This is a genomic window from Caulobacter sp. (genome assembly GCF_965279145.1).
In the GTDB taxonomy this organism is placed as follows: Bacteria; Pseudomonadota; Alphaproteobacteria; order Caulobacterales; family Caulobacteraceae; genus Caulobacter.
Window position 1 is genome coordinate 3,486,304 of the sequence record NZ_OZ257139.1, and the last position, 12,686, is coordinate 3,498,989.

Sequence of the window (12,686 nt, forward strand, 5' to 3'; positions counted from 1 at the left end):
GGACGGACCGCACGCCGAGGGGCCTGTCGGCCGGGTGAGCGCGGGTCGAAGAGGGCGGGGATCAGAGTCCGCCTATCGCACATCGTCGGCGTCGAGACGGATTAGCCGATCGACAAGATGCGCGCCCGTCCGGGGGCTAGTTGGGAATCAGAGCTGAAACCGACGCTCGTGTGCCCCGATCCTCACGGTCAAGAACAGCTTGGCGAAGCGGACAGGTCGAGCCGAAACGCACAAAACACATCACGGTCATCCGGGTTCGCCCCGGCCGCTTCGCGCCTCCCCACACCAACTCAGCGAGTGATCTCGCTTGAGGCAGAGAGCCCGTGTCCGCCAGACTTGCCGCGCGGTCTTGTCGCACCCCGGATTAACCGCGCCGTAGGCGCGCTCTGACACGCTTACCGACTGTGCATGAGGAGTAGCGTGGTGGGAACTGAACTGGCTCGACTGCGGGCGCTGCTCGACTATCGCGTGCTGGACACCGCGCCCGAGGCCGCCTTCGATCGCCTGACCGCGCTGGCCGCCGACCTGTTCGACGTCCCGATCGCCCTGGTGTCGCTCATTGACACCGAGCGGCAATGGTTCAAGTCGCGGCACGGACTGGATGTTTGTGAGGCTCCGCGCGACCACGCCTTCTGCACCCATGCGATCGCCCTTGAACCGGGCTCGGTCATGGTGGTCGAGGACGCCGCACTCGACCCGCGTTTCGCCACCAATCCGTTGGTGACCGGCGCGCCACATATTCGCTTCTACGCCGGCGCCGTGCTGACCAGCCCCGGCGGTGAGAACCTTGGCACGTTGTGCATTGTCGACACCAAGCCGCGCCGCGAGGGTCTGTCTCTTAGGGAGACGGCTCGACTCCGGGCTCTGGCCGGGGCGGTGATTGACGCCCTGGAGACCACGCGCGCTGGCCGGGAGAGCGCCGAGCAGAGTCGTCTGCTTTCCCTGGCCGAGTCGGTCTCGGGTGTTGGGCACTGGCGCTATGTGATCAAGACGGGTGAGCTTCGTTGGTCCGACGAGGTCTATAGAATCCACGGCGTGTCGCGAGACAGCTTTGACCCGGCCTATAATGACGCGATCGAGTTCTTTGGCCCCGAAGGGCGGGAGACGATCAACGCCTTGGTCAAGCAGTCGCTGGCCACGGGCGACGGCTATCACTTCGAGATGGAACTGCGCCGCGCCGACGGCGAGACGCGGATCGTTGTTTCTCGGGCGGTGTGCGAACTGGACGAGACCGGCGCGGTCGAAGCGATGTTCGGCGTGTTTCAGGATGTCACCGTCCATGTCGAGGCCCTGCGCCAGGCCGAGGCGGCGGCCGTGGCCAAGGCGGAGTTTCTGGCCAATATGAGCCACGAGCTGCGCACGCCCCTGACCAGCATCATCGGCTTCTCCGGCCTGCTCAAGCAGAGCGGGAGTCTGGCTCCGGACGAGCGTCGCTATGCCGACCGCATACAGACGGCAAGCGAGGCCCTGCTGTCGGTCATCAACGACATTCTCGACGTCTCCAAGCTGGAAGCCGGCGGTGTCGAACTGGATCCGCGCCCGTTCTCGGTAATGGATCTGTCGCGTGAGGCGATGGACCTGATCGAGCCCCAGGCTCTCAAGAAGGGGCTGGTCCTGAACATCACGGGCGGGGAGGGCCTGGACAGGCTGCTGCTCGGTGATGGTCCGCGCCTGCGTCAGGTTATGCTGAACTTCCTGAGCAACGCCGCCAAGTTCACGGCCCACGGCTCCATCACCCTGGACGTTCGGGGCGAACCTGATGAAACGGGCGGCGTTTGTCTGGCGGTGACGGTCACCGATACGGGCGTCGGCTTCGCGCCAGAGCAGGCCGAGCGTCTATTCGACCGCTTCGTGCAGGCCGACGGCTCGACCGCCCGCGATCATGGCGGCACCGGGCTGGGTCTGACGATTTCACAACGGCTGATCCAGCTGATGGGTGGCCAGATCGGCGCCATAGGCCGGCCCGGCAAGGGCGCGGCCTTCTGGTTCACGGTTCCGCTGAGTCCCGTGACGACCCTGGTCGCGCCGCCGACCTCGGTCTCGGCTCCATTCTTCGGTTCCGGCCGGGTCCTGCTGGCGGACGACGCCGCCGCCAATCGGGAATTGGTCAGCACGGTGCTGGGACAGTTGGGCCTGCGCGTCGAGACCGTCGAGGATGGCGCGGCGGCGGTGGACGCCGTCTCGCGCGGGACGTTCGATCTGGTGCTGATGGATATCCAGATGCCGGGCATGGACGGTCTGGCCGCGACGCGCGCGATCCGGGGGCTGGGCGGTGATTTCGCTCATCTGCCGATCGTGGCGTTGACGGCCAACGTGCAGCCGGCGCATCTGGCGGCCTATCGGGTCGCGGGTCTGGACGCCCATATCGCCAAGCCCATCGACTTCGCCGCCCTGATCGCGCTTCTGGACGAGTACCTGCCGACAGCCCGCCTGGAGCAATGCGCCTGAGCTCCAAGCTTCACGGTTCGCTCACCACATTCGCCAACTGTTCCTAGACGTCTGCGGCTTAGCTTGGCCGCATGTCGATCGTGGAAAACTATCTCAAACCTCCCGTCGAGCGCCGCGCGGAAAGCCGGCGGGCCTGCCTGCTGCGCGGCGACCTGCTGCAGGCGGGAGGGCGGGCCGAGCCGGTGGCCGTGCTGGATCTGACCGCCGACGGCGCGCGGGTGGCGATGAGACGCTCGCTCTTGCTGCCCACCCGGCTGGTCCTGCGCCTGACCCTGCTGGACGGCTATGTCACCTACGACGCCGAGCTGTTGTGGCGACGCGGGCTGGACGCGGGCCTGGCGCTGTCGGGGCGTCGCGAGCTGGCCGGCGCGGCCCACTAGCGCCGGTCTCCCGGCTAAAGCGCGATCTCCCGTCGCTGCTCGGCGCTGCGCTGGGCCGCGTCGATGACCTCCATGACCCGCAGCGCTTCCTGGGGCGAGACCGGATTGGGCGCTCCGGCGGTGATCGCGTCCCGGATGCCGGCGTAATAGGCGCGATAGTCGGCCGGCAGGGGCTGCACGGCGGTGCTGACCGGCTCGTCGTCTTCCAGCTGGATCAGGACGCCCGGGCGCGGATCCTCGCCATAGCCCGGCGCGCCCGGTTTCATGCCGGCCTTCAGGTGCGCTTCCTGGGCGTCGAGCCCGCTCTTGATGAAGCTGCCGCCGGTTCCGTGAACGGCCATGCGAAGGTTGGTCGCCTGGGTCATCTGGCTGGCGTGCAGCAGCACCCGCAGGCGCGGATAGCGCAGCAGCAGGTGGAAATAGTCGCCGGCCACGCCGCCGTCCTTCTGGACGGCGATGTCGGCATAGACCGCTTGCGGCATGCCAAACAGCACCAGGGCCTGGTCGATCAGGTGTGGCCCCAGGTCCAGCAGCACCCCGGCGCCGGGCTTCTCCCGCCAACGGTCACGGACCAGCGGGCGGAAGCGGTCGAAGTGACTTTCGTATTGCACCACCTGGCCCAGATGGCCTCGATCGATCAGCGCCTGCAGCGTGAGGAAGTCGCTGTCCCAGCGGCGGTTCTGGAACACGCTTAGCAGCAGGCCAGTCTTTTCGGCATGGGCCGTCACCGCGCGGGCCTCCTCAAGGGTGACGGTGAACGGCTTGTCGATCACCACGTGCTTGCCGGCGTCCAGGGCGGCGTGGGCCTGCGGAGCGTGCAGGGCGTCCGGAGTGGCGATCACCACCAGATCTATCGCCGGATCGGCCAGGGCCCGGATCAGGTCGGCGGCGACGACCGGAACGTCGGGAAAGTCCGCCCGCACCTTGGTCGCGTCGCTGGAGACCACCGTGTGCAACTCAAGGCCCGGCGTGGCGGCGATGAGGGGCGCGTGGAAGGTCTTGCCGACGTAGCCATAGCCGACCAGGGCGACCTTCAACGGGGCGGGGGACATGGGCGAACTCCTCGAAGACAGGCTCTGGAAATAGGCCCTGGCCGGAGTGCGGGCCAGAAAAAAGCCCCCGCCGCGAAAGGCGGCGGGGGCTTGGTCGTCAGAAACAGTGAAAACCTAGATTTTCACCGGCTCCATCTTGGGAGTCAGGATGTGGATGACCAGCAGGGCGATCAGATAGGCGCTGCCGGCGACCAGGAAGATCGGTGTGTAGGTGCCGATCTGATCCAGGACCTTGCCGATATATTTCGAGAACACCATGCCCCCGAAGGCGCCCAGCATCCCGCCGATGCCGACCACGGATCCGACCGCGCCCCGCGGGAAGACGTCCGACGGCAGGGTGTAGAGGTTGGCCGAAAAGCCCTGGTGGGCCGCGGTGGCGACGCCGATGATCAGGACGGCCAGCCAGAGGTTGTCGACATTGGCCGCGAAGATGACCGGAACGGCCAGCAGGGCGCAGATCAGCATGGTGGTCTTGCGGGCGCGATTGATCGTCCAGCCCATCTTCATGAACCGCGACGACAGCCAGCCGCCGCCGACACTGCCGACGTCGCTGAGCAGATAGATGGCGATCAGCGGCGGACCGAAGCTCTTGAGGTCCAGGCCATAGCGCTTGCCCAGGAAGTCGGGCAGCCAGAACAGGAACATCCACCAGATCGGGTCGATCAGGAACTTGCCCAAGGCGAAGGCCCAGGTCTCGCGCTTGGTCAGCAGCTTGGCCCAGCCGATCTTCTCGACAGGATCGGCCGGGTCCTGCTCGATGTGCGCCAGTTCGGCGGCCCCGACGCGCTTCTGTTCACGCGGACGGCGATAGACCAGCAGCCAGATCGGCAGCCAGATCAGGCCGGCCAGACCGGTGACGATGAAGGCCATCTGCCAGCCGAAGGCCAGCACGATGCCCGGCACCACCAGCGGGGTGACGATGGCGCCGATATTGGTGCCGGCGTTGAAGATGCCGGTGGCGAAGGCGCGTTCCTTCTTGGGGAACCATTCGGCCACGGCCTTGATGCCGCCCGGGAAGCCGCCGGCTTCACCGATGCCCAGTCCCATCCGAGCCACCGCGAAGCCGGTGAAGCCCCGCGCCAGGGCGTGGCCGATATGGGCCATCTGCCAGATGAAGAACGCGATGCCGAAGCCCCAGCGGGCTCCGATTTTGTCCATGATCTTGCCCCAGGCCAGATAGGCCACGGCGTAGGCAAGCTGGAAGTAGAACACCAAGTCGGCGTAGTGGGTCTCGTCCCAACCGAACTCGGTCGACAGGTCATGCTTGAGCAGGCCGATCGTCTGCCGGTCGACGTAGTTGATGACCATCGCCGCGAACAGCAAGCTGACGATCACCCACCGGTAGCGACCGATCTTCTCGGACACAGCGGGGGTTTTGGGGATGTCCATGGACACGTCTTCCTTGCCCTGAGTTTCTTGCTTGTTGTTCTTACCTGGCCGGGACGGCGACGCACTCCACCTGTCCCAGGGCGCCGAAGCTAACCGTTGCGGTGTCCCCCGCAACCACATCGTGGATGCCGGTGCTGGCGCCGGTCGTGACCAGCATGCCCTTCTTCAGCGGGCGGCCGCGCGAGGCGACGTGGCCCAGCAGGAAGGCGAGGGCGGCGAGCGGCGATCCGGGAATCGAGGCGGCGGTGCCCTTACCGACACTGACGCCGTTGATGATGGTCTCGACGCCCATGTCCTCCCAGGCGATGTCGCGCCAGTTGGCGAGCACCGGGCCCAGGATTTGGCCGTCATTGTTGCCGAAGTCCGACGCCACGACGGGCGGACCCAGGGCGTTGATGGTGGCCAGTGGGCTGCCGGCGATCTCGACGCCCAGAATCAGCTCGCCCACATAGTCGGCGGCTTCCTCGGCGGTCCAGTCGGTCTTGCCCTCGGGTGCGTCCTTGCCCAGGCGGATGATGAACTCGGCCTCGACGGCGGTGAAGCCGCCGCTGATCGACCGGAAGGGCGTCGGCGTCGCGCCGGCGTCCCAGAGGTTTTTCCTGAAGATGCAGCCAGCCAGTCGCTCGGCGCCAAGGCGCTCGCGGTGCTGCGGCGGCACAAGGCCCACCTTCCAGCCGACCAGTTCGTCTGGCCAGCTGTCGATGGCGATTTCCTGAACGGCGTAGCCCTGCGCCATGGTGGTTGGGATCACGCCGCCCGGGTAGCCGGGGACGGAAACGCCGGCCAGGCGGGCCTGAACGAATTGGGGAGCGATGAACGCCGGTGCGAACGTATCGCTCTCGGCCTCAGAAACGGTCACGCCGCTAGTCCTCCCTCGTGCAGCCACAGCCCGTTTAACGGGTTTGGGTCGTCTCTAATGGAAACCGGTGTCATTGACAATGACGACCCGAGACACCGGTGGACATTCATTGTGTCGCCATTTCGGCGCCTGAGGCAGATCTGCCTGAAAGCTCATCAGAGCGGGCGACGTCCTCGCCTCGGGCGGCGCTGGCGAGCCGGATCTATCGCCAGTCGTTGTCGGCGGTCGCGGCGCGTGGCGAGACGCGTGTTGGCCTTCGCTTGACAGCGGCCCGGACCGGTATAGCGTCAGGCTGTATTACGGATGTAATGAGCCATGCATATCACCTCGGCCGAAAGTCACGTCATGGAGGCCCTCTGGCGTCGTGAGCCACTGACCGCCGACGAACTGGTCGCCGAAGTCGGGTCGGCCCAGTCCTGGGGCGAGGCTACCGTCAAGACGCTGATCAATCGTCTTCTGAAGAAGAAGGCCATCAAGTCCGAACGCGCCGACGGCAAGCACGGCTATCGCCCCCTGATCGAGCGCAGCGCCTACGTGCATTCCGAGAGCCAGGGACTGCTCGACCGGCTGTTTGAGGGGCAGCTGGCCCCGATGATCAGCCACTTCGCCCAGCACCGCGAGCTCAAGGCCGAGGAGATCGCCCGCCTGAAGCGCCTCATCGAAGATCTGGAACGCGGCGACTGAGGCAGGCCTTCGATCCGTCGGCTCTTCGCTCTAGGCTCGGATCTCGCGCGCCAGCGAACTCAGGGCCTTGGCGCCGCGCTCTCCGGCCTCAAGGGGCCGTGCGGCCGGCTTCTCCTCCTGATCCGGTCTTTCCGACGTCAGGGCGCTGACGAAATCATCGCGCCAGGCGGTGACATCGCGGGTCTGGACATTGTCGAACAGCGCCTCCCAGCGACGCTTGCGTTCCGGAAGGTCCATGGCCAGGGAGCGACTGAGGGCGTCCGAAATCTCCTCGGGACTGTTGGGGTTGATGATCAGCGCGTCCTTCAGCTGTCGCGCCGCGCCGGCGAAACGCGACAGGATCAGCACGCCCGGATCCTCGGGATCCTGCGACGCGACATACTCCTTGGCCACCAGGTTCATGCCGTCGCGCAGGGGGGTGACTAGGCCCACCTTCGCGGCGCGATAGATCCCGGCCAGCTCGTCGCGGCGGTAGCTTCGGTTGACGTAGCGTATGGGGGTGAAGTCCATCTCGGCATAGGCGCCGTTGATCCGGCCAATCAGGCCGTCGAGGCGTGAGCGGAGATCCTGATAGGCCTCGACCTCGTCGCGCGACAGGGGGGCGATCTGCAGCAGCATGACCTCGCGACGCATGCCGGGATTGTCGTGCAGGAACCGTTCGAAGCCGATCAGGCGCTCTTCCAGGCCCTTGGAGTAATCCAGCCGGTCCACACCGACGACCATCTTGCGAAACACGCTGTGGGCCAGCATGCGGTCATACACCTTGCTGGCGCGGGGACTGTCCTTAATGCGGGCGAAATCGTCTGCGTCGATGCCGATCGGGAAGGCGGCCGCGCGGGTGGTCTTGCCGAACGCCTTCAACTCGCCGCCCTTGGTGCGGCTGCCAGAGACCTCCGACAGCACATAGCCCTCGAAGGCCTGTAGCGACTCCTCCGTCTGGAAGCCCAGCAGGTCGTAGTCGAACATCGCCTCCACCAGCGGCCGGTGGCGGGGAAGGGTGACCACCAGCTGATGGGCTGGCCAGGGGATGTGCAGGAAGAAGCCGATGCGGTTGGTCACGCCCATGCGCCGCAGTTCGCGCGCCATCGGGATCAGGTGATAGTCGTGCACCCAGATGACGTCGTCTGGCTCGATCAGCGGCCGCAGGGTCTCGGCGAAGCGCTTGTTGACCCGGTCATAGCCCTCGCCGAATGAGCGGTCATAGGCGGTCAGGTCCACGCGATAGTGGAACAGCGGCCATAGGGTCTTGTTGGCGTACCCGTTGTAGTATTCCTGATAGTCGCCCTCTTCGAGATCAACCGTCGCCGTCGTGACGCCATCGACCCGTTGCATCGACAGCTGGCCGGTGAACTTTTCGGTGGTCTTGCCGCTCCAGCCGAACCAGATGCCGGAATATTCACGCAGAGCCGCCGCCAGAGCCATGGCGAGGCCGCCGACGCTGCTCTCGCCATCGCCCTGCTCAGGGCTGGGGGGCGGATTGACGCGATTGGAAACAACGATCAGCCGGCTCATGCGGGCGTCAGCGTCACGACGCTCTCCAGCCAGTCGGTGACGGCAGCGGGGTTGTCGAGCCGGTATGACGCCGCCGTTGGGCGCATGGGGCCAACCAGCACGCCATAGCCGCCCAGGCGCGCGGCGGCCGTAAAGCCGTCTTCGTCGGTCAGATCATCGCCGACGAAAATCGGCACGGCGCCGAAGAAGGGCCGTTCGCGCAGGAAAGCCGCGACCGACTGACCCTTGTCCTGTCCTGGCGTACGCAGTTCGACCACCATGTCGCCCAGTTGCAGGACCAGACCGGTGATGACAGCGATACGTTGGGCGGCCTCGACCACCGCCTCTCCCGCGCCGGGCGCGTTGCGATAGTGCAGAGCGACGCTGACCTGCTTGTCCTCGAACTGCAGACCCTTGTCGCAGCGCGCCAAGTCTCGGAGCAGCAGTCGCGCGTCGGCCACGCCGTGGTGAGGCGTCGCCATCGTCACATGGCCCTCGGCGTCGCGCCGCACCAGACCGTGCACGGCGGCGATGGGTGTGACCGCGTGCTCCAGAATGCGATCAAGGTCATCGAGCGCCCGCCCGCTGACCACCGCCACCCGTCCATCCAGGGTGGCGGCGAGGCGCTTCATGAGCATCGCCCGCCTGCGGTCTGGGCCCACCTGCTCGGGGCGGGGCATGATCGGCGCCAGGGTGCCGTCGAGGTCCAGAAAGAGCGCAGCGGAAAGCGGCGGGAACGCTGGAGGCGGCGGTAGATGCTCTGGCGATGGGCTCGCACCTGACCCTTGCTTTGCCATGACAAGACGCCCCTGTTCAAATCGGTACATGAACGCAGAAACGCGTCCGCGCGGGTTTCGATCCTAGCGAACCGACGTCCAGGGTCGGCTCAGCAGCACCGCGCAGTTGATCAGCCCGACAAGCGAATAGGTTTGCGGATAGTTGCCCCACAGTTCGCCATCCGAGAAACCGATGTCTTCCGACAGCAGTCCGGCCGCTGTGCGGCGTGCCAGCATGTCCTCGAACAGGGCGCGGGCTTCTTCGCCCCGTCCTGCCAGATGCATGGCCTCGATCAGCCAGAAGGTGCAGATGTTGAAGGCTGTCTTCGGCTCGCCGAAATCATCGGGAATGGCGTAGCGCAGCAGGTAGGATCCCTTGCGCAGACCTTCCTCGACCGCCGCCACGGTGGCGATGTTGCGGGGGTCGTTGGCGCAGATGAAGCGAAGGTCCACCAGTTGCAGGAGACTGGCGTCCAGTTCGTCGCCGCCGAAGGTCGCCGCGAACCGGCCAAGCCCGGCGTTCCAGGCGCTCTCGTCGATGGTGGCGCGCACCTTCGCGGCTCGGCCGTTCCAGAAGGCGGCGCGTTGGGTCAGGCCCAGCTTTTCCGCCGCGTTGCCCAGCCGGTCGCAGGCCGCCCAGCACATGACCGCCGAATAGGTGTGGACATTGGCCCGGCCCCGGAATTCCCACAGGCTGGCGTCGGGGGTGTCGTGAAGCTGGAACGCCCGCTCGCCCACCGGCTCCAGGGCCTCGAAGTCGGCGATGGTGGCAGGCCGCAGCAGGCGCTCGTCGAAGAAGGCCTGCGTCGTCGACAGCACGATCTGGCCGTAGACGTCATGTTGCTGATGCTCGAAGGCCTGGTTGCCGATCCGCACCGGGCCCATGCCGCGATAGCCGGGCAGGTCGGGGGCGAGGCGCTCGGTCAGCTGCGGCTCGAACCCGACTCCGAACAGCGGCTGGATGTGGCCGCCGGCCGCGCGGTCGACGATGTTGCGCAGATAGCCCAGATAGTTCTCCAGAATGTCGACCGCGCCCAAGCGGTTGAGGGCCTGAACCACATAATATGCGTCGCGCAGCCAGCAGTACCGGTAGTCCCAGTTGCGGCCGCTATCGGCGTGTTCGGGGATCGAGGTGGTCAGGGCCGCCACGATCGCGCCGGTCTCTTCATGCACGCAGAGCTTCAGGGTGATCGCCGCGCGGATCACCGCCGACTGCCACTCCAGGGGGATGGCCAGGCCCCGCACCCATGTCATCCAGTAGACGGTGGTCTCGGTCAGCATACGATCGCAGGTCGAACGGATATCGGCCTCGAAGCCTTCATCAGGGCCCAGGAACAGGGCGATGGGCTGTTCCAGGCGAAAGGCGCGTTCCTCCAGAATATGTGAGACCGGGCAACTGGTGCTGAGCCGCATGGTCAGGTCCGAGCACAGATAGCGAATATGGTTGGAGCCCGAGGTCTTCTCTGCGGATCGCGCGCCCCACTGGGCGGTTGGCCGCAGGCGCACGGTGATCCTCGCCGTTCCCGCCACCGGACGGATCAGGCGAATGAAGGCGGTCGGGCGGAAAATTCGGCCAAATTGCTGGTAGCGGGGAGCGAAGTCGATGATCTCGATCTTCGCGCCGTCGGCGTCGGTGATCTCGGTGCGCAGTATGGGGGTGTTGCGGAGGTAGGCCTGTTCCACCGAGACGGCGCCATCGACGACCACGTCCCAAAGGCCCCGCGCCTCGCCGCTCGCCGGATCGGCATCGCTGAGAAGGGCGCTGAACACCGGATCGGAGTCGACGCGGGGCGCGCAGGCCCACACAAAACGGCCGCTGCGATCGATGAGCGCGCTGACCGCGCAATTGCCGATGGGAAAGAGGTCCAGGGTCTGAGGCACGCCGTCTCCATGTCGAGGCGAGACCTGATCGCCGCCTCGCGCCTGTGTCCAAACCGCCAGTGTGGCTTCACGGTTCCTGCCTGACCGAAAAGAACGGTCCGCGCGCGGCCTTGGCTCGCCTTTCGCGATACTCGCGTTGACGATGGGGGGCGCAACCGGCCATTTGGGGGCGCGCGGTTCACTCGCGCGTGGTCGGACGAGATCCACAAGACGTGAGCGGCTTTTCGAGACGATCTTTTGGGCTGGCCGGTGGCGCGCTGTGGGTCCTTGCCGGCGCGGCCAGGGCGCAGTCTCAGCGTCCGGCGCTGTCAGGTGCGCGACCGGTACAGGTTCCGACCCAGGTCTATGCGCCGCCCGTCGACCCCTATGCCGTGGCCCTGCGCGCCGATCAGGTGGACGTGTTGCGCGGCGTGCTGACCGACGCCCCGACGCACGGCTTCGAACTGGATGCCTTCGTTCCCGACCAGGCCGTCGGCCTGCTGGGCTCCCGAGATGTCGCGGTGCGCCAGACCGGCCAGAACCAACTGATCGCCCTCACCCTGGCCTATGCCAGGGCCGTGCGCTCTGGCCGTCTGCCAGCCGCCAGCTTTCTGACCGACTGGGGGCTGCGCCCGGCGGACTATGATCCTGGCGCCGACTTCGTCCAGGCCGTGGACCAGGACCGCCTGGGGCCGTGGCTGGAAACGCTGCCGCCACCTTACACCGGCTACCAGACGCTGCGTCGCGGCCTGGCCACCTATCGCGCCCTCGCGGTCAATGGGGGCTGGGCCATGCTGCCGGCCGGTCCCGACCTGAAGCTTGGCGCGACCGGCCCGCGCGTCGTCGCCCTCGAAGCGCGCCTGGCCGTCGAGGATCCCACGGTGGCGGTCGATGGCGTCGCCCTGTTCGACGAAGCCTTGGTCCAGGCCCTGATGCGGGCCCAGAAGCGTTTTGGCCTCAATCCCAACGGGGTGCTTGACAAGAAAACCCTGGACGCCCTGAACACCCCGATCGAGCTGCGGCTGGACCAGATCGTCGCCAACATGGAGCGCTGGCGGTGGTTGCCGCAGGAGCTGCCCGCCGACCGCATCCAGGTGAACATCGCCGCCGCCGTGCTGTCGGTGTTTCACCACGACGTTCCGACCCTGACCATGCGCGCCGTCACCGGTCGTCCGGGCGACGAGACGCCGATGCTGTCGTCCAAAATCCACAGCATTGTGCTCAATCCGCCCTGGAACGTGCCGTCCTCGATCGCCGCCCGCGAGCTATGGCCCAAGGAAAAGGCCAATCCGGGCTATCTGGCGCGCAACGACTTCATCGTCATTCCCACCGGCGATGGCGGCTCGCGCCTGCAGCAGAAGGCCGGTCCCAAGGCCGCTCTGGGCCTGATCAAGTTCGACTTCGCCAACCCCTATGGCGTGTATCTTCACGATACGCCCAGCCGCGCCCGTTTCGCCAGCTTCAGCCGTTTGGCCAGCCACGGTTGCGTGCGCCTGGAAAAGCCGCTCGACCTCGCGCGCTCGGTGATGGAGGGCGATCCGGTCTGGACCCCTCAGGCGATCGACGACGCCATCGCCAGCGGCAAGACCGTGCGGGCCCAACTGCCGCAACAGATCGCGGTCTTCCTGCTCTACTGGACGGCCTATGTGACGCCGGACGGACAGGTCAATTTCCGCGACGATCCCTATGGCTGGGATCGTGTCCTGGTGCAGCGTATCGCCGCAGTCCGGACCGGCTCAGCTTGACC

Annotated in this window: 10 protein-coding genes; 4 read left to right on the forward strand and 6 right to left on the reverse strand. The window is 66.5% G+C overall.

Annotated features, from left to right (window positions below; translation table 11 throughout):
* Positions 1-423 precede the first annotated feature (423 nt).
* Both ACQY9P_RS16280 and ACQY9P_RS16285 read left to right on the forward strand, forming a co-directional pair.
* A complete protein-coding gene (locus ACQY9P_RS16280; protein WP_421738170.1) occupies positions 424-2,448 on the forward strand; it encodes an ATP-binding protein in 2,025 nt (674 codons plus the stop codon).
* A 71-nt stretch (positions 2,449-2,519) separates the two neighbouring features.
* Positions 2,520-2,828, forward strand: coding sequence for a hypothetical protein (locus tag ACQY9P_RS16285; RefSeq protein WP_421738169.1), 309 nt, complete (start codon positions 2,520-2,522; stop codon positions 2,826-2,828).
* 14 nt (positions 2,829-2,842) lie between these two features.
* Here the strand turns inward: ACQY9P_RS16285 and ACQY9P_RS16290 are convergent, their stop codons facing one another.
* From ACQY9P_RS16290 to ACQY9P_RS16300, 3 genes are all read right to left on the reverse strand, one after another.
* Positions 2,843-3,880: an oxidoreductase gene (locus ACQY9P_RS16290; RefSeq protein ID WP_421738168.1), complete on the reverse strand. Its 1,038-nt coding sequence runs from the start codon at positions 3,878-3,880 to the stop codon at positions 2,843-2,845.
* A 114-nt stretch (positions 3,881-3,994) separates the two neighbouring features.
* Positions 3,995-5,269 carry an MFS transporter gene (locus ACQY9P_RS16295; RefSeq protein WP_421738167.1) on the reverse strand — a complete coding sequence of 425 codons (1,275 nt, stop codon included), beginning with the start codon at positions 5,267-5,269 and terminating at the stop codon, positions 3,995-3,997.
* Positions 5,270-5,309: 40 nt separating this feature from the next.
* Positions 5,310-6,128, reverse strand: a complete 819-nt coding sequence (locus ACQY9P_RS16300) for a 2-keto-4-pentenoate hydratase (protein WP_421738166.1) — start codon at positions 6,126-6,128, stop codon at positions 5,310-5,312.
* Between the two features lie 315 nt (positions 6,129-6,443).
* On the opposite strand from ACQY9P_RS16300, the gene ACQY9P_RS16305 reads away from it, so the two are divergent.
* Positions 6,444-6,812, forward strand: coding sequence for a BlaI/MecI/CopY family transcriptional regulator (locus ACQY9P_RS16305; RefSeq protein ID WP_421738165.1), 369 nt, complete (start codon positions 6,444-6,446; stop codon positions 6,810-6,812).
* 30 nt (positions 6,813-6,842) lie between these two features.
* On the opposite strand, the gene ACQY9P_RS16310 is transcribed toward ACQY9P_RS16305, so the two are convergent.
* From ACQY9P_RS16310 to ACQY9P_RS16320, 3 genes are all read right to left on the reverse strand, one after another.
* Positions 6,843-8,324 (reverse strand): alpha,alpha-trehalose-phosphate synthase (UDP-forming), encoded by a 1,482-nt coding sequence (locus ACQY9P_RS16310; RefSeq protein WP_421738164.1) that lies wholly within the window; start codon positions 8,322-8,324, stop codon positions 6,843-6,845.
* Positions 8,321-9,100: a trehalose-phosphatase gene (otsB, locus tag ACQY9P_RS16315; RefSeq protein ID WP_421738163.1), complete on the reverse strand. Its 780-nt coding sequence runs from the start codon at positions 9,098-9,100 to the stop codon at positions 8,321-8,323. The genes ACQY9P_RS16310 and otsB overlap by 4 nt, the downstream gene beginning before the upstream one ends.
* Before the next feature lie 63 nt (positions 9,101-9,163).
* Positions 9,164-10,960, reverse strand: a complete 1,797-nt coding sequence (locus ACQY9P_RS16320; RefSeq protein ID WP_421738162.1) for a glycoside hydrolase family 15 protein — start codon at positions 10,958-10,960, stop codon at positions 9,164-9,166.
* 212 nt (positions 10,961-11,172) lie between these two features.
* Here ACQY9P_RS16320 and ACQY9P_RS16325 point away from each other — a divergent pair, with 212 nt between their 5' ends.
* Positions 11,173-12,684 (forward strand): L,D-transpeptidase family protein, encoded by a 1,512-nt coding sequence (locus tag ACQY9P_RS16325; protein WP_421738161.1) that lies wholly within the window; start codon positions 11,173-11,175, stop codon positions 12,682-12,684.
* Positions 12,685-12,686 lie beyond the last annotated feature (2 nt).